Consider the following 16,298-nt stretch of genomic DNA (forward strand, 5'->3'; position numbering starts at 1 on the left):
ACCTCAGGTTCGGCGCATCGCGGTCACGGTCGCCACCGCCACGCCGACGATGGCGACGCCCGCGATACTCCACAGCAGCGTCTCGTAGGGCGGTCCCTGCGGGCCGGGCCCGAGCGCGAAGTGGTACCACTCGCTGACGGACTTCCGGCCGGAGCGTTCCATCTGCGACCCGTTCCAGACCGCGAACGCCACGTCCATGTCGCGGTCGGCCGGAACGGCGGTGCGGTTCTGCCCGGTCGCCTGCAGGTCGCGGGCCATGACGACGGTCCAGCGCCCGTCGTCGTAGCTGGTCGTGACGTTCACCGCGCTCTGGCCGAACTCGGTGGTCGTCCCGGCACCGCCGGCCAGCAGTTCCTCGGAGCCGGCGGTCGGGCTCCAGTACCAGACGTTGACCGGGTTCCGGGTGCTGCCCATCGCGATGGGCGGCCGGGCGCTGTGGTTCACCGGCAGCTGGACCGCTAGCGCGTCGGCGAAGGTCCGGGGACTGCTGGCGTTCCGGTCCGCGGTCCCGTCGTGCCACGACAGCCGGACGTAGAACCGCTCTTCGGTCCGGATGGACTGGACCTTCACCTCCTCGACCGACGTCTTCTCGGCGTTCGGGAGGCCACTCGGCGCGCTGGTCATCGGCACGTCGACCGGGGGTGCCCGGTCCCAGGCCGCCGCGTCCGGGCTCGCCGGGTTCGCCTCCCCGGTCGGCTCGTGGACGGGGATCTGGTGGGCCGGCCGGGCGCTCGCCAGCATCGGCACCAGCAGGGCCGACGCGACCACGAGCGCGGTCAGCGCCAGCGTCACCGCGATGGTCCGGGCCGTCTCGGTGTCGGTGCCCCTGTCGTCAGTCATCGTCGAACACCTCCATGCGGTACTTCTCGGCCGGGTTCTCGTCGGTCAACAGCGAGAGCAGTTCGCTCTCGCCGCCGCGGTCCACCTTGTCGCGCTCGCGCTCGATGGTGTCGAGGGCGTCGTGGACGCGCTCGCCGAACAGCTCCTCGAGGTAGGTGCGCGGGATGCGGTCGACGTCGACCGTCTCGCCGTCCTCGGAGTGCTGCGGCGGCGCGAACGGTGGGATGTAGTAGACGTTCGGGTCGGTCTGGTACTCGGGGTGCAGGGGCAGGGCGACCTCGTACTCGTTCACCAACTTGTGGATGGGGCCCTCCTCGTCGTCGAGGAAGCCGACGAGCCGGAGCTGTGGCGGGCACTCCTCGGCGCAGGCCGGCTTGAACGTCTCGCCGTTCGGCCCGTCACCTTCCAGGCGCGGGTAACAGAAGATGCACTTCTCGGAGGTCTTCTTGACCGCGTTGTAGTACACCTTCTTGTACGGACAGCCCTCGACGCAGTACCGGTAGCCCCGGCAGCGTTCCTGGTCGACCAGCACGATGCCGTCCTCCTCGCGCTTGTACAGCGCCTTGCGCGGGCAGGCCTCCACGCAGGAGGGGTGCGTGCAGTGGTTGCAGATGCGCGGGAGGTAGAAGTAGTACGAGTTGGGGTACTCGCCGGCGCCCTGGTCCTCGTCCCAGTTCGGGCCCCACTCTGGGTCGCCCTGGGGACGCAGGGGCTCGTCGCTCCCGTCGTACATGATGGCCTCGTGGTTGAACTCCCAGTGGTGGCCGTAGTCCTCCTGCTCGGGGATCTCGCCGGGGTTGCGCTCGTTGTGCTCGGACGACTTCCAGCCGCCGCCCTTCTCCTCCCAGTTCTTCGGATACCCCTTGCCGGGGCGGGTCTCGACGTTGTTCCAGTACATGTAGTCGCGCCCGCCGCCCTCGGTCCAGAGGGACTTGCACGCGACCGTGCAGGTCTGACAGCCGATGCACTTGTTCAGGTCCATCACCATCGCGACCTGGTGGTCGACGCCCTCGGCGAGGTCGACGCCGTCGTCGGGCTGGCTGCTCATCCGCCGTCACCTCCCTTCTTCCGCACGTCGACACGGACGTCCGAGTTCACCCCGGTCGGGCCCCAGTAGTTCGGGAAGAAGTACAGGTGCTCGCCCGAGTCCTCGGGGTACTGCACCAGCTGGGTCGGTTTCATGTACATCGGCACGAGCGAGTTGAAGTTCTGCCTGTCCGGGAACTGGAAGCGCTCCCACGCGAAGTACATCCGGGCGGTGCCGCGCTGGCTGCTCGGGTACACCTTCGCCTGGACCTCGACCTCGGCGAGGTCGTTGTGGACGACGACCGTGTCCCCGTCCTCGATGCCGCGTTCCTCCATGTCGTCGGGGTGCAGGTAGACCAGCGGCTCGCCGCGCTGGAGCCGCAGCATCTTCTCGGAGTCGCGCCACGTCGAGTGGATGGACCACCGGCCGTGAGGCGTGTTGTACCGCAGTGGGTACTCGTCACGGTCCTGCTCGGCGACCGGGCCCTTGTGCGTGGGTAACTCCTCGCCCAGTTCGAGGAACCAGTCGTGGTCGATGTAGTACTGCTGGCGCCCGGTGAACGTCGGCCACGGTTCCTTGTCCTGCACGAAGCGCTTCCAGGGCGTGTAGGCCTCGCCCTCCTCGATGTCGGAGGTCCAGTGGTCGCCGGCGGCCTTGAGGCGCTGGGGCTGCTCGACCGTGTCCGCGAAGGTTATCTGCTCGTCGCTGTCCGAGGGATTCGACTCCTCGGAGTGTTCGAGGACGAACTCGCAGGCGGCGCGGTCCTCGGCGAGTGCGCCGTCCTCGTCGGCGAGCCAGTCGCGCACGAAGTCGTCGTAGACCGTGGTGAGGTCTATCTCGCGGTCGAACTTGCGGTCCGACACCGGGTCGAGACCGCGGTCGCGGGCGACCTCCTGTATCTTCTCGGCGAGGTCGCGGAAGATCTGCCAGTCCGTCTTCGACTCGCCCAGCGGTTCGACCGCGGGCGTGAAGGGATGCACGTAGGTGTGCATGTCCGTCATCGAGAGGTCGTGCTTCTCGTAGTGGCTCGCCGTCGGGAGGACGATGTCCGCGTTCATCGCGGTCGAGTCCATCCGGAAGTTGATGTCGACGACGAGGTCGAGCTTCGGCCAGAGCTGTTCCTCGACGGCGACGTTCCCCTTGGACTGGTTGAAGTAGTTGCCCCGCCAGACGAACATGGTCGTCGGGTCCGGCCGCGAGCCGTCGTCGCGTTCCTCGGGGTAGAGTGGCATCCAGCCCCTGTCGATGGACTCCTGTATCTTCGCGGCGGTCTCCTCGTCCGTGTTGTCCATGATGCCGGCGTGGTAGTACGTCCACAGGGTCGTCGGGACGCCCCGGACCTTGCCGGTCGGGAACGAGAGCTTCTTCCAGCCCTTGAACGTCCAGATCTTCTCCTGGCCGACGTAGTGGTCCAGCCCGGTTCCCTGCCGGCCGAGGTTGCCCGTGAGGGTCACGAGCAACTGGAGCGCCCGGTTCCCGAGGTCGTTGTGGTACCAGTCGTTGACGCCCTTCCCGTGGATGATCTTCGCGCGCTCGGCCTCGGCGAACTCCCGGGCGATGCGCTGGTGGGTCTCCTCGCCGACGCCCGTCTCGTTGTGGACGTACTGCGGGTCGTACTTCGACAACTCGTCCTGCAGGTTCAGCCAGACGGTCCGGACCGAGAGGTCGCCCTCGTCGCCGGTCCCCGCCACCGTCGTCTCGGCAGACAGGTCGGGGTCGAAGTCGAGGGCGATGCTCGCGGACTTGTCGTACTCGCCGTCGCGGTCACCGAGGGAGGCCGGGGCGACCCGGAGGTCGCCGTTCGAGTCCTGCATGACGAAGGTCTTCTCGGGGTCCTCGACGTCCTCGCCGAGCCCCGGCACCTCGCTGGCGCGAAGGAACTTGCCCGTGTCCTCGCGGACCAGCAGGGGCATGTCGGTCTGCTCCTTCAGGTGGGCCTCGTCGTACAGCCCCTCCTCGACGATGGTCCGGGCCATCCCCATCGCGAGGGCGGTGTCGGTCCCGCCCTCCGGACTGATCCACTCGTCGGTGTGGATGGCGGTCTGGGAGTAGTCCGTGAAGACGCCGACGCGTTTCGTCCCGTTGTAGCCGGCGTCGAGGAAGTACTTCGCGTCGGGGATGCGCGTGACGTTGATGTTCGAGCCCCACGCGATGATGTAGTCGGCGTTGTACCAGTCCGCGCTCTCGGCGTTGTCGGTCTGGACGCCCCAGGTCAGGGGCTGGCCCGGCGGCAGGTCCGAGTACCAGTCGTAGAAACTGTGGGAGACGCCGCCGAGCAGGTTGATGAGCCGGCTGCCGGAGGCGAACGAGATGGGGCTCATCGCCGGGATGGGCGTGAACCCAGAGATGCAGTCGTACCGGCCGGCCTGCACCTCGTCGACGACGTGGTTCGCGATCTCGGTCAGTGCCTCGTCCCAGGTGAGGCGCTTCCACTTGCCCTCGCCGCGCTCACCGACGCGCTTGAGGGGGTGTTTGATGCGCTGGTCGGCGTTGACGTAGTCGGTGTAGCAGGCGCCCTTCTGGCAGCCGCGGGGGTTCGGGTCCGGGAGGTCCTCGTCGAAGCGCGGGTAGTCGCCGGCCTGCTCCTCGCGCCAGACCTGCCCGTTCTTGACGTAGACGTTCCAGGAGCACGAACCCGTGCAGTTCACGCTGTGGGTCGACCGGGACACCGAGTCCCAGTCCCACTCGTCGCGGTAGAGGTCCTCCCACTCGCGGTAGGGGTAGTTCCCGATGGGGTCGTCGACGACCTGCAACCCCTCCATCTGGAAGAGGTCGTCCGCGGCGCCGATGCCGGTCAGTCCTGCGGCCGTCGCGGCGCCGAGTCCCTTGAGGAACCCGCGCCGTGACGGCGTCACGTCGCTGTCGTCTCGGTCCGTGGTCTCGCGATTCGGCTCTTGCTTACTCATGTTTCGTGACGAAGACGGTGGTCAGTGCAAGCGCGGCACCAGCCACGCCGAACGCGATACCTGCGGGGTCGCTCCCGCCGATGTCAAGCCCGATGGCCACCAGCGCCAGCCCGCCGAGCTTGGTCGCCCGGTCGAGCCGCCGATAGGTCCGGGCGGAGAGGGTGACCTCAGTCATCGGCTGCCACCTCCTGTTGGCCTTCCTCGGCGGTCTCGAGGTCCGCCGAGAGCACCCGGTAGACGACGCCACCGGCCACGATGGGACCGAACACCAGCGCCGCGATGAGGAACGGGTTCACGACGCTGGTCGTCGTCCCCAGCACCGAGGCGAGGATGTTGTTCATCCCCGCGATGGAGGCGACCATGATGAACACGATGGCGGCCACCCCGACCGCGGTCTGCCAGGGCCGGGAGAGTGGGTCCGACGTGAAGTGCGTCGGGTCGCGCTGGTAGTCGATGAACGGCCAGGCGAACATCCCGAGGAAGACGAGACTCGGGAGGAGCACGCCGCCGATGAACTCGGTGCTGACGTGGATGCCGACGACGGGGATGGTGAAGCTCATCCACGTCGGCAGCAGCTTCAGGAAGCCGTACAGCCACATGAAGAACCAGTCGGGCATGATGAGTTCGGGCGTGCCCGCCGGGTCGTTCGGGCCGTACTCGGCGATGTTGTGGACCGGCAGGAAGCCGGCCAGCACCGAGAGCGTGGCCAGCGTCAGGAAGAACACCACGGCGCTGACGGCGGCCTGGTTCGGGAACGCCGGGAGGCCGATGATGACGTCGCCGTCGTCCTTATCGACGGTCTCGCGTGGCGAGGCCACGTCCTCGTCGCGGGGTGCCTCGGTGTGCTTCTGCCTGACGAGGATTGCCATGTGTGCCGCCAGCCCGATGCCGATGAGCACCGGTATCACGAGGACGTGGAGGAAGTACAGTCTGGGGATGGTCGCACTGGAGGGGAACTGCCCGCCGAAGAAGACCTTCGCGGCGATGCCCCCGACGACCGGTATCGAACTCGCCACGTTGTACCCGATGCCGGTCGCCGTGCTCGCGAACTCGTCGAAGGGGAGCGCGTACCCGGTGTAGGCCGCGCCCATCGAGAGCACGGCGAGGCCGGAGCCGACGACCCAGTTGAGTTCGCGGGGATTGCGGTACGCCCCGGTGAAGAACACCCTGAGCATGTGCAACCCGATGGAGGCCACGAACAGGTGGGCCGCCCAGTGGTGCATCCGCCGGATGAACATCCCGTAGGGGATGTCGTAGGTGATCTGGAGGACGCTGACGAACGCCTCCGGGAGCTCCTGCCCCTGGAACTTCTCGACGCTGCCCTCGTAGGTCACCTCGCTCGTGCTGGGCTCGAAGAACATCCCGAGGAACATCCCGGTGAGCGCGAGCACGATGAAGCAGAACAGGGCGACCTCGCCGAGCAGGAACGAGTCCTCGGCGGGGAACGCCTTCCCGAGCGCGTCCCGGCCGCTGTCGAGTTCGAAGCGGCGGTCGGCCCAGTCGTAGGCGCGACCGGGAGCGTCGCTCGCGGTCCGCCGGAGCGAGTCGAGTCGGGACATCACTCACCTCCGGCCCCGACGGGGCCCTCGAAGTCGCCGGTCGCCATCAGGTAGCCGTCGCTCGACACCGTGATGGGGAGCTGTGGGAGCGCCCGTGGCGGCGGCCCGCCGACGACCGACGCGCCGCTCTTGGGGTCGAACTTCCCGAAGTGGCACGGACAGACGAGCGTGTCTCCCTCCTCCTTCGATACCATACAGCCGGCGTGGGTGCAGACCTTCGAGTACGCCGCGTAGCCCCCGGTGGTGAACTCCAGTTTGGTCTCGCCGCCGTAGGCCGATTCGGGGTACCGGACGAGGAGCGTCGGCGCGTCCTCGATGCCGGGGCGGGGTTCCGGGAACACGGTCATCTTCTCGCCCTCGCCCAGTGCCTTCTCGGTGATTCGTTCGCCCTCGCTGTCGACGAGGTAGACGCCGTCGGAGTAGACCGGCCCGGTGTAGTCGCGCTCGAACACCTGCGTCAGCCCGGCCAGTGGCGCGGCCAGCGTGCCCACGGCCGTCAGGCCGCCGACGGTCGCCATCACCTTCGCGAAGTCGCGGCGCTGGAGTTCGGCCCGGGCGTCGGAGTAGATGGTCGGCGCCGCGTGGGACGGGTCGCCGTCGCCACAGTCCGAACAGCAGCCGTCGCAGTCCTCGCTCATGAGTGACCCCTCCGTTCGGCGACCTCGACGTGTGGCATGAAGAACGCGTAGTAGCTCACCGTGAGCAGGGCGAGCGAGGTGAACATCCCCGCGGCGTAGACCCCGAAGTACTGGGTCCGCGCGAGGGTGAGGTACTCGCCGGTGAACAGCGCCGCGAATACGATGGCGAGGATGGTCAACCCGCCCATGGCGACGATGCCCTCGACCGCGTCGGAGGCGTCGTGGTACTCGACGACCCAGCGCTCCTCCGTGTCGAACCACGGCAGGCCGACCTGGCCACCGTCGGCGACGGCGGCATCGGCCGAGTCGTCCGGCCTGACCGCCTCGTTCATGAACCGGTGGACCGCGGTGAGCACGCCGACGAGTCCGAACAGCGCCACCCAGACGATGACGCCGACCTGGCTGGGCGAGAGCTTGTTCGGCGTGTCGACGATCTCCTGGAGCGGCCGCATCTCGGAGACGCTCTGGTCGATCTCGATCTCCTCGCTCGGCGGCTCACCGTGGAGTGCGACGTACCACATCGGCAACAGCACCAGCGCGATGATGACCGCGATGACGATGGTCCCGCGTCTCATGGTTTCACCGCCGACTCACCTCGAAACGCAGTTCCAGTCGGGCGATTCGACCGCCACCTGCCAGTCGTGGAAGCCATGTGGGGGGCTTCCGGTTCCACCCCGGTAACTCGCGGACCACAGAGTGGGGGGAGTTTATATGTGAACATATGACGAACATGTTCGGGGAAAAGGGTTACACGCTGGGCATCGAATCGACAGCAGGAATGGCGAGTGGCATCCGTGCAGAACTGTCCATCTGCGAACCCTCTGTATGCAGGGTCGCGACGGTCTCTTCGGAGTATGCGCCGGTCGAAACCGTCACCCGCAGTGGCGTCCCGGGCGACGGCGAGGTCGTCGGCGAGTTCTCCATCTCGGAGCGACTGGAGGACGAGGGCGACCTCGAGGAGGTGTACAGCACCGGGTCGGACCACGTCTACCGGTTCTCTCGCGACTGCGAACACGGCTGCGTCTGCGAGCACGTCGAGAGCTACGGCTACCCCGTCCGCGACCTGCGGGCCGAGGACGGCGTCATCCACCTCACCTTCTACGTCTGCGACGTGGAGTCGCTCCGGGAGGTGGTCACCAGCCTCCGGTCGGACTTCGACGGGGTGTCGGTCCGGCGGCTCACGCGCTCGGAACCCTGCGAGGACGCCGAGGACCTCGTCTTCGTGGACCGGCAGTCGCTGACCGACCGCCAGCGCGAGGTCCTCGAGACGGCCCACGAGCACGGCTACTTCGCACACCCCCGCGAGTCCAACGCGACCGAGGTCGCCGCACACCTCGACATCACGCGCTCGACGTTCGCGGAACACCTCGCCGCCGCACAGAAGAAGTTACTCGACGATATCCTCACCGTGTGAGTGGCCTGCGGGCCGGGACTCGACTGCGCCTCAGCGCGCCTCGACCACCGCCTCCGCTTCGATACCAGACGACCGCAGGTACGAGAGCACCGCCACCGTCACGGTCAGCACGACCGTCGCGAGCGCGGCGATGCCGATACCGAGGTTCACGGTCATCAGGGCGAAGCTACCGAGGACCAGCGTGAGTCCGAGCCACACCGAGAGGACGGCCAGGAGCCAGTCGAGCCGGCGAAGGAGTCGGTCGTCCACCATGGCTGTAGTACGCGGTCCTCCAAGATACCCTTGCTGTGAGGGGTCAGACACCGTCCGACAAAAACCGCCACCACTCGATGGGTATCGTCTCTTTATGCTCTCTCTCCATCGGGGAGGCAGGGTCGTACCGTGTCCCGACACTTCCAGTTCGACTGCCCGAACTGCGAGGCGCGCACCGTGGTGGACGCCGAGGTCCGGGACCTCGTGCTCGTTGACGGCTGCATCGTCTGTGGCGAACCCATCGACGAGGCCGCCTTCGCGCCGGAACCCTGAGGGCGCCGGGACGACGGCAGGGGGTCAGCTCGACTCGCCGTTTCGGTCGCTCAGGTGCAGTTCCTCCACGAGCCGTTTCGTGACGATGGACTCGACGATGCCGACGAGGCCGCCGTCGTCGGCGTAGTCCGCGAACAGCCCCAGCGGAATCTGGCCGCCGGCCATCTGGCGGTGCCCGCCCGCACTCCCCACGTCGCCGAAGGCATCCTTGAGCGCGTCGCCGATGTGGATGCGCGAGTCGGTCGAGCGCGCGCTGATCTCGACCACGTCGTCGATGAGCGCGAAGATGACGGTGGTGTCGACACCCTCCATGTCCGAGAGGTAGTCTGCCGCCTGCGGGAGCGCGTCGCGTTCCGAGGTCCGACCGGCGTGGGAGATGAGCACCGAGCCGCGGATGACCCGGTTGTCGATGGCGTCGCTGATGGCGTCGATTGTCGCCTCGCTGATGGAGGGGTGTGCGAGTTTCCGCAGCAGGTCCATGTCTATCTTCGGCTGGAGGCGCTCGGCGGCGTCGAACTCCGCCCCCGAGACGCCCCGGAGGAACTCCAGGGTCTCGCGGCGGAGCGCGAACATCAGTGCGGTGGCGAGTCTGGTGTCTATCTCGAGGGCGAGTTCGTCGAGGTACTCGACGAAGATGGTCGCGGTCGCGCCGTAGTCCTCGCGGCGGTCGACGAAGTCCGCGACGACGTCTTCTGCGGGGTGGTGGTCGACGACCACGTCGACGCCGAAATCCGCCGGGACGTGGTTGTTCTGCCCGGGGACGGAGTGGTCGACGAACGCGATGATGTCGCCGGCTTCCAGGGCGTCCTCGCTGTACTCCTCGATGTCGACGTCGAGGAGGTTCACGAACGCGCGGTTCTGCTGGTGGGAGATCTCGCCGGCGTACAGGACCGTCACCTGCTCGACGCCGGCGTCCCTGGCGATCTCACCGAGTGCCATCGCCGACGCGAGGCTGTCGGGGTCGGGGTTGTCGTGACAGACGATGACGAGCGATTCGGCTTCGGCCAACATCTCGTGGAGGTCTCGACCGCGGCCCATACCTGCCCGTATGCACCCCCCGACCAAGGGTCTGTGGTCGACCGGACGGGTTTTTGTCGGTTCGGCACGCATCTCTGCGTAGTCGCCGTGTCCGCCCCGTCCTCGCTCTACAACGCCATCGTCACCCTCGTCCTCGCGCCCGGCATCGTCAGTCACGAGTTCGCGCACGTGCAGGCGTGTCGGCTGTTCGGCGTCCGCGTCACCGCCTCGCGGTACCTCAACCCCTTCGCCGAGGACGCCTACGTCGACCACGAGCGCGTCGACTCGTTCGTCGCGGACCTCGGCATCGCGGTCGCGCCACTGCTGGTGAACACGATCCTCGGGGCGGCCGCCTTCGTCGCGTTCGGGCTCCTCGTCGGCTCCAGCCTCGCGTACCTGTTCGGCTGGCTCGGGGCCGTCTTCGCGCTGACCGCGGTCCCCAGTCCGAGCGACACGTCCTCGCTCTTTAGAACGGCGGGGAACCTGCCGCGCGGGGCCCGCGAGGTCGCGTATCTGGTCGCGGCCCCGGTGCGAGCCCTGACCGCCATCCCCTTCGCGAGTGGTATCTACGGGTACGTCCTCGCGGTGGCGCTGTTCTCGCTGGCTGCCGGCCCGGTCTGACGGGAGAACGACAGACGAATGTGTCCGCGCCCGTGAGGAAACCCAACATGAGCTACCGATACCGGGCGGTCTTCGTCGACCTCGACGACACGCTCTACGCCTACGAGCCGTGCAACGAGGCCGGCAAGGAGGCCGCACTCGAGACGGCCCGCGACCTCGGGTACGACTTCGAGCGCGACGAGTTCCGGCGGTACTACCAGGACGCCAGGAGCGAGGTGAAGCGCGAACTCGCCGGCACGGCGTCGGCCCACGAGCGCTTCCTCTACTTCAAGCGCCTCATCGAGATATACACCGGGACCCACAAGTCCCGCCACGCGCTCGAACTCGGCGAGGCGTACTGGGACAACTACATCGAGGAGATGGAGCTGTTCGACGGTGTGACGGAGACGCTGGAACGCTTCCACGACGCCGGCGTCAAGGTGGCCATCGTGAGCAACCTCACGACCCGCATCCAGCTGAAGAAGCTCGAACACCTCGGGCTCGAATCCGAGATCGACCTCGTCGTCACCTCCGAGGAGACCGGCTCCGAGAAGCCCGCCTCGGTGATGTTCACGCTTCCGCTGGCCCAGCTCGACCTGCGCCCGAGCGAGGCCGTCATGGTGGGCGACAGCGTCGAGGCCGACGTCGAGGGCGGGAACGCGCTCGGCCTGACGACGGTCCTGTTCGAGGCCGGGTCGCAGGCCGACGACGAGCTCCGGGGCCGCCGCCAGCCCGATTTCCGAACTGATAACTTCGCGGACCTCGCAGAGTTGGTGTTATGACACTCGAAGCGGAACGAGACGCCGTCGTCCAGTGGGCGCCCGACCTCGCCGACCTCACGCCGGGGCGGACCGGCAACCTGAGCGTGCGTGCCGAGGACGCCTTCGCCGTCACGCCGACGGGCGTGCCCTACGACAGTTTCGACGCGGAGGACGTGCCCGTCGTCGATTTCGAGGGCGAGCAACTCGCCGGGAACATGAAGCCCTCCAGCGAGGTGCCCATGCACCGGTACCTCTACCGCGACATCGACGCGGGCGCCATCGTCCACACCCACTCGACGTGGGCGACGACGATGTCGGTCCTGCACGAGCCCCTGCCGGCCATCCACTACATGATCGTCGCGGTCGGTCACGAGGTCCCCGTCGCGGAGTACGCGCCCTACGGCTCGCAGGAACTCGCCGAGAACTGCGTCGAAGCCATGGAGGAGGCCGACTCGCAGGCGTGTTTCATCGAGAACCACGGCCTCGTCGTCACGGCCGAGGACCTCCCGACCGCCGTCGAGAACACCGGTCACATCGAGAACCTCTGTCAGGTCTACCTGCAGGCCCGGAACGTGGGCGAGCCGACCGAGCTCTCGACCGCGGACCTCGAGACCGTCGAGGAGAAGTTCGAGTCCTACGGGCAGTAGGCTGGCTTACATATACATGCAGAGTTATTATCACACTAACAGTTGAACTGACAGATGGTGACTTCGGGGGTCGTCACCAGAGACAGCGGTCGACCAGGGGGGAATCCGACCGCCCCGGAGCACCCACATCCACCAGTCTTTTACGGACCCACCGACAGCCGTCGTCGGGTCCGTCTTCTCCAGTCCGATAGCCGAGTGGCACCCCTCGACTCCTCGTATTATGTCACTGGACGGTGAGTATCAGGACGATGTTGCTGGAACTGGGCCTGTTCGTCGGCGGACTCGCGTTGCTGGTCGCGGGAGCCGACCGCACGGTCAGGGCGGCGGGTGAACTCGCGCTCTACTACGGCGTCTCGACGTTCTTCGTCGGGGTCACGGTCATCTCTGTCGGCACCTCCATCCCGGAGATGACGACCAGCATCTACGCCGCGCTGTACGGCGCGGGCGACCTCGTCGTCGGGAACATCGTCGGGTCCGAGACGGCCCAGATAACGCTCGCCATCGGCATCGTCGCCCTCATCGCGCCCATCGAGGCCGAGCGTCGGAACGTCGCCATCTACGGGGGTGCGATGACCCTCTCGATGATCATCATGCTCCTCACCCTGGAGGACGGGCTGCTCATCCGGTCTGAGGGGTTCCTGATGATGCTCGCCTACGTGTTCTTCATCCACGACCTCTACTCGAACGAGGGCGGCGAGGAGATCACCGAGGAGGTCATCGAGGAACGCGCCTCGCCCCGGGAGACGGTGCCCGCCATCCTCGTCGGCCTGCTCATGGTCGTGGTCGGTGGCCACCTCATGGTGACGAACGGCATCGAACTCGCCGCGCTCCTCGGCGTCCCGACCTACCTGCTCGGGCTACTGACGGGCCTCGGGACCACCCTGCCGGAGATAACCGTCGCCGGACTGGCGGCGAAACGGGGCGAGGGCGGCATCTCGGTCGGGTCGCTGCTCGGGAGCAACATCACGGACCCGGTGTTCTCGCTGGGCGTGGGGGCGCTGTTCGCGGACGTGGTCGTGAACGACCTCGGGGCGGTCCAGCTCTCCGGCGCGTACATGCTCGGTGTCTCGCTGCTCGTGCTGGCGCTGTTCTACTGGCGCCGGGGCATCTCGCGGCGGTTCGGCGTGGTCTGTGTCCTGCTGTACCTCCCGTCGTTCTTCCTGGTCTGACCCGTCACCGCCGGGCCACGCCCCGGTCAGAACCGCAGGTCGGCGACGACCGGCCAGTGGTCGGAGGGGTAGGGGGCGCTGCTGACGACCGTCTCGAACCGGTCGACCGCGAACTCGTCGCTCGCGAAGACGTAGTCGATGCGGTCGTCGGCGTGGCCGTCGAACCGGTGGAAGGTCCCGTGGGGTCCGGCGACGGTCTCGGCGGCCTCCCGGGCGGGCCGGAGTCCGGCGTCGGTCAACGCCGTGACGGGCCGTGACTGCGGCGTGGCGTTGAAGTCACCCACGACGAGTTCGGGGACCTCGCCGGTCAGGAAGCGCTCGTGGAGGAGCCGGCTGCTCTGGTACCGGGCCTCTGCGCCCTCGTGGTCGAGGTGGGTCGCGAGGAACCGGAGGGGCTGCCCGTCGACCTCGGCGTCGAGCCAGGTGGCGACGCGGGGGTAGGCGGCGTCCCAGCCCACGCTCACCTCGCCGGGCGTCGGCGAGAGCCAGAACGCACCGGTGTCGATGGGGTCGACCAGGTCGCGCCGGTACGCGACCGGGACGTGTTCGCCCTCGTCGGCACCCTGGCGGCCGACGCCGAACCAGTCGTACCCGGGGAGGTGCTCGCGGAGGTACGCGAACTGGTGGGGGGTCGCCTCCTGGACGCCCAGGATATCGGCGTCGATGTCGCCCAGCAGGTCGACGACCCGTTCGCGCCGGTTGGGCCACGCGTCCGGCCCGTCGTACTCCGTATCGTACCGGCAGTTGAAGCTCGCCACGCGCAGGTCCGTCATTCTCTGATGGGGGGAAGGGCGCTCGTGCGCAAGGGTCTTCCGCCTCGTGACGGCCTCAGAACTGGAGGTGCGAGGACGACCCCGGCATGTCGTCGTCGGCGTCGATGCCGCCCTCGTGGAGGAACTCGCAGGCGTCGTCGGTCAGGTAGACGACGCCCCGGTTGACGCTGATGTCGACGGGGACGAGCGAGAGTCCTTCCGCCTTCCCGTTGTCGCAGTCGCCCGAGCAGGCGTCGAACATCGAGCCGTGCTTCGGGCAGATGATCTCGCCCTCGCGCATGGCGACGCCCATCCCGCGGTCGAGGCGCTGGTCGGTCTCGTGCTGGCAGAAGTTCTTCCAGGCCTCGACGCAGTCGGGCTGTTTGACGAGTATGACCTCCTCCTTCGAGCCGTGGGACTCGCGGACGGTGAAGAGGTACGAACCGTTCTCCGGTATCTCGTCGACGCTGGTCAGTCGCGTGGGGGCCATGTCGCCTGCCTCGACCGGGTGCGTCTTAACGTTGTTCGCTCTCGTCGACGCCGACACCGGGGAATCAGGGACGGCGGTATCTCGTCCGACGCCCACTGTTCCGACATGACGCTCGAAGGCAAACGCGCCATCGTCACCGGCGGGACCTCGGGTATCGGCCGCGCCACCGCGAAGCGGTTCTGCGACGAGGGTGCCGAGGTTATCATCGCCAGCAGGAGCGCCGATACGGGCCAACATGTCGCCGAGGAACTCGGCTGCACGTTCGTCCAGGCCGACGTGCGCGAGTACGACGAGGTGGTCGCACTGGTCGAGCACGCGGTCGAGACCATGGGCGGCCTCGACGTGCTGGTGAACAACGCCGGCATCGGGAGCGTCACCTCGGTCGAGGAGATGGAACTCGAGGAGTGGGACGCCGTCGTCGCCACCGACCTGACGGGCGTGATGCACGGGACCAGGGCGGCACTCTCGCACCTGAAAGAGTCCGGTGGCTGTATCGTCAACGTCGCCTCCATCTACGGGCTGGTCGGCGGGCGTGGTGCGGCCTCGTACTCGGCCGCGAAGGGCGGTGTCGTCAACTTCACCCAGCAGGTCGCCATCGACTACGCCCGCGAGGGCGTCCGGGTGAACAGCGTCTGTCCGGGGTTCGTCGATACCCCGATGACCGACGACCTGCTCGAATCCGAGCGCTTCCAGGAGTTCCTTGAGGCGAACACGCCGATGGGGCGGCCCGCCGACCCGGCGGAGATCGCGCCAGTCATCGCCTTCCTCGCCTCTGACGACGCGTCGTACGTGACCGGCGCGAACGTCCCGGTCGACGGGGGCTGGACCGCCCACTGAGGCGGGGTGCTCAATCCCGTTCGGTGACGACCCTGTCGCCGGCCCAGAGGTAGCGCCAGTCCGCGTCCTCGCGGGCTGTCTCGTACACGTCCCGGCCCTCGCGGCGGTCGTCGTCGCGGGAGACGACCGTCTCGACGAACCGGGGCACCAGCCCGGCGGCGAACCAGAAGTTCTGGCTGTCCATGAGCTGGAAGTGCAGGTGGGGTTCGGAGGAGAACCCGGAGTTGCCACACTCGCCGACGACCTGCCCGCGAGTGACCTCCTCGCCGGGTTCGACGGCGACGCTCCCCTGTTTGAGGTGTGCGAGCATGCTGTACTCGCCGTCGGCGTGCTCGATGACGACGTGGTTGCCCGCGATGTTCCAGGTGCGCCACTCCAGCCAGCCCGAGCCTGGTCGCGGGAAGTCACGCAGCGAATCCTCGGTCTTCACGACGGTCCCGTCGGCGGGGGCGAGGAGGGGTTCGCCGAAGGCGTGGTAGTCCGTCAGGGCGGTCCCGTCGCCCTCGTGGGTCTCGCCGTCCTCGCCCGCCACGACGAAGTCGTAGGCGTAGCGCTGGGAGACGATGCCCCACGAGTGCGAGGTCGGTTTGGTGACGCCGCCGTTGGCGGTCGTCCACTCACCCTCCAGTGGCAGGGAGAGGTCGGTCTCGGGGACGTGTCGCTCCCGGTTCGGGAGGCGGCCGCGGTACCTGACGTAGGCGAACAGGGTACCGCCGATCTGGAGGGCCTGGGTGTAGAGTCCCCACGGGGTTATCGCCCAGACCAGCTGCGTGAGGAGGTACTTCGCCCGGGCGACGTTCGACATCTCGTACTCGTAGCCGTCGTGTTCGGTCGGGATTGTGGCGAGCAGCATCGGCAGGAGCCCACCGGTGAGGAAGAACACCCATGCGTGTGGTGCCAGTGCGGGGACCCGGTTCGCGAGGAACCCGAGCAGGAAGAACCCGGCCATGACGACGAACATGTTGCGGGCGGCGAGCCACGACAGCACTCGTCGTGCCAGCTGTCGGAGGGACTCGGTCGGGCCGGCGTCGCCCGGCGGCTCGGCGCTCGCGGTTGTCTTCTCTGTCATTGATTCACGCTTCGAACTGTTGGTAAGTAGTGGTTTTGCGAAACCCA

The 16,298-nt window shown here is 67.6% G+C and carries 19 protein-coding genes; 7 read left to right on the top strand and 12 right to left on the bottom strand.

Features of this window, described 5'->3' with window-relative positions:
- Window positions 1-3: 3 nt before the first annotated feature.
- The 7 genes from NOV86_RS21075 to NOV86_RS21105 are packed head-to-tail and all read right to left on the bottom strand — an operon-like array spanning window position 4 to window position 7,545.
- Window positions 4-840 carry an ethylbenzene dehydrogenase-related protein gene (locus NOV86_RS21075; RefSeq protein ID WP_267643798.1) on the bottom strand — a complete coding sequence of 279 codons (837 nt, stop codon included), beginning with the start codon at window positions 838-840 and terminating at the stop codon, window positions 4-6.
- Window positions 833-1,888, bottom strand: a complete 1,056-nt coding sequence (gene narH / locus NOV86_RS21080; RefSeq protein ID WP_267643799.1) for a nitrate reductase subunit beta — start codon at window positions 1,886-1,888, stop codon at window positions 833-835. The genes NOV86_RS21075 and narH overlap by 8 nt, the downstream gene beginning before the upstream one ends.
- A complete protein-coding gene (narG, locus tag NOV86_RS21085; protein WP_267643800.1) occupies window positions 1,885-4,773 on the bottom strand; it encodes a nitrate reductase subunit alpha in 2,889 nt (962 codons plus the stop codon). The genes narH and narG overlap by 4 nt, the downstream gene beginning before the upstream one ends.
- A complete protein-coding gene (locus NOV86_RS21090; protein ID WP_267643801.1) occupies window positions 4,766-4,948 on the bottom strand; it encodes a DUF8120 family protein in 183 nt (60 codons plus the stop codon). The genes narG and NOV86_RS21090 overlap by 8 nt, the downstream gene beginning before the upstream one ends.
- Window positions 4,941-6,332 carry a cytochrome b gene (locus tag NOV86_RS21095; RefSeq protein ID WP_267643802.1) on the bottom strand — a complete coding sequence of 464 codons (1,392 nt, stop codon included), beginning with the start codon at window positions 6,330-6,332 and terminating at the stop codon, window positions 4,941-4,943. The genes NOV86_RS21090 and NOV86_RS21095 overlap by 8 nt, the downstream gene beginning before the upstream one ends.
- Window positions 6,332-6,970 (bottom strand): QcrA and Rieske domain-containing protein, encoded by a 639-nt coding sequence (locus NOV86_RS21100; RefSeq protein WP_267643803.1) that lies wholly within the window; start codon window positions 6,968-6,970, stop codon window positions 6,332-6,334. The genes NOV86_RS21095 and NOV86_RS21100 overlap by 1 nt, the downstream gene beginning before the upstream one ends.
- The gene (locus NOV86_RS21105) at window positions 6,967-7,545 is read right to left on the bottom strand and encodes a hypothetical protein (protein ID WP_267643804.1); all 579 of its coding nucleotides are present in this window, start codon (window positions 7,543-7,545) and stop codon (window positions 6,967-6,969) included. Before NOV86_RS21105 ends, NOV86_RS21100 begins: the two co-directional genes overlap by 4 nt.
- A 203-nt stretch (window positions 7,546-7,748) precedes the next feature.
- On the opposite strand from NOV86_RS21105, the gene NOV86_RS21110 reads away from it, so the two are divergent.
- Window positions 7,749-8,384: a helix-turn-helix domain-containing protein gene (locus NOV86_RS21110; RefSeq protein ID WP_267643805.1), complete on the top strand. Its 636-nt coding sequence runs from the start codon at window positions 7,749-7,751 to the stop codon at window positions 8,382-8,384.
- 30 nt (window positions 8,385-8,414) lie between these two features.
- On the opposite strand, the gene NOV86_RS21115 is transcribed toward NOV86_RS21110, so the two are convergent.
- Complete coding sequence (locus tag NOV86_RS21115; protein ID WP_267643806.1) at window positions 8,415-8,636, bottom strand: hypothetical protein; 222 nt, start codon at window positions 8,634-8,636, stop codon at window positions 8,415-8,417.
- 129 nt (window positions 8,637-8,765) lie between these two features.
- Here NOV86_RS21115 and NOV86_RS21120 point away from each other — a divergent pair, with 129 nt between their 5' ends.
- Window positions 8,766-8,909 (top strand): DUF7560 family zinc ribbon protein, encoded by a 144-nt coding sequence (locus NOV86_RS21120; protein WP_267643807.1) that lies wholly within the window; start codon window positions 8,766-8,768, stop codon window positions 8,907-8,909.
- Window positions 8,910-8,933: 24 nt separating this feature from the next.
- On the opposite strand, the gene NOV86_RS21125 is transcribed toward NOV86_RS21120, so the two are convergent.
- On the bottom strand, window positions 8,934-9,947 hold the full coding sequence (locus NOV86_RS21125; RefSeq protein WP_267643808.1) for a DHH family phosphoesterase: 1,014 nt from the start codon (window positions 9,945-9,947) through the stop codon (window positions 8,934-8,936).
- 87 nt (window positions 9,948-10,034) lie between these two features.
- Here NOV86_RS21125 and NOV86_RS21130 point away from each other — a divergent pair, with 87 nt between their 5' ends.
- From NOV86_RS21130 to NOV86_RS21145, 4 genes are all read left to right on the top strand, one after another.
- Window positions 10,035-10,547: a metalloprotease family protein gene (locus tag NOV86_RS21130; protein WP_267643809.1), complete on the top strand. Its 513-nt coding sequence runs from the start codon at window positions 10,035-10,037 to the stop codon at window positions 10,545-10,547.
- Window positions 10,548-10,594: 47 nt separating this feature from the next.
- Window positions 10,595-11,308: a ribulose-1,5-bisphosphate 5-phosphatase gene (locus NOV86_RS21135; protein WP_267643810.1), complete on the top strand. Its 714-nt coding sequence runs from the start codon at window positions 10,595-10,597 to the stop codon at window positions 11,306-11,308.
- On the top strand, window positions 11,305-11,934 hold the full coding sequence (locus NOV86_RS21140; protein ID WP_267643811.1) for a ribulose-1-phosphate aldolase: 630 nt from the start codon (window positions 11,305-11,307) through the stop codon (window positions 11,932-11,934). The genes NOV86_RS21135 and NOV86_RS21140 overlap by 4 nt, the downstream gene beginning before the upstream one ends.
- A gap of 248 nt (window positions 11,935-12,182) precedes the next feature.
- Window positions 12,183-13,103, top strand: coding sequence for a sodium:calcium antiporter (locus NOV86_RS21145; RefSeq protein ID WP_267643812.1), 921 nt, complete (start codon window positions 12,183-12,185; stop codon window positions 13,101-13,103).
- Window positions 13,104-13,129: 26 nt separating this feature from the next.
- Here NOV86_RS21145 and NOV86_RS21150 read toward each other — a convergent pair whose 3' ends face one another.
- A complete protein-coding gene (locus NOV86_RS21150) occupies window positions 13,130-13,876 on the bottom strand; it encodes an endonuclease/exonuclease/phosphatase family protein (RefSeq protein ID WP_267643813.1) in 747 nt (248 codons plus the stop codon).
- A 55-nt stretch (window positions 13,877-13,931) separates the two neighbouring features.
- Window positions 13,932-14,345 (bottom strand): Rieske (2Fe-2S) protein, encoded by a 414-nt coding sequence (locus NOV86_RS21155; protein ID WP_267643814.1) that lies wholly within the window; start codon window positions 14,343-14,345, stop codon window positions 13,932-13,934.
- 105 nt (window positions 14,346-14,450) lie between these two features.
- Here NOV86_RS21155 and budC point away from each other — a divergent pair, with 105 nt between their 5' ends.
- Complete coding sequence (gene budC, locus NOV86_RS21160; protein WP_267643815.1) at window positions 14,451-15,182, top strand: meso-2,3-butanediol dehydrogenase; 732 nt, start codon at window positions 14,451-14,453, stop codon at window positions 15,180-15,182.
- A gap of 10 nt (window positions 15,183-15,192) precedes the next feature.
- Here the strand turns inward: budC and NOV86_RS21165 are convergent, their stop codons facing one another.
- Window positions 15,193-16,251 carry a M23 family metallopeptidase gene (locus NOV86_RS21165; protein WP_267643816.1) on the bottom strand — a complete coding sequence of 353 codons (1,059 nt, stop codon included), beginning with the start codon at window positions 16,249-16,251 and terminating at the stop codon, window positions 15,193-15,195.
- Window positions 16,252-16,298: the final 47 nt, after the last annotated feature.

It is taken from the genome of Haloarchaeobius amylolyticus (assembly GCF_026616195.1).
Lineage (GTDB): Archaea > Halobacteriota > Halobacteria > Halobacteriales > Natrialbaceae > Haloarchaeobius > Haloarchaeobius amylolyticus.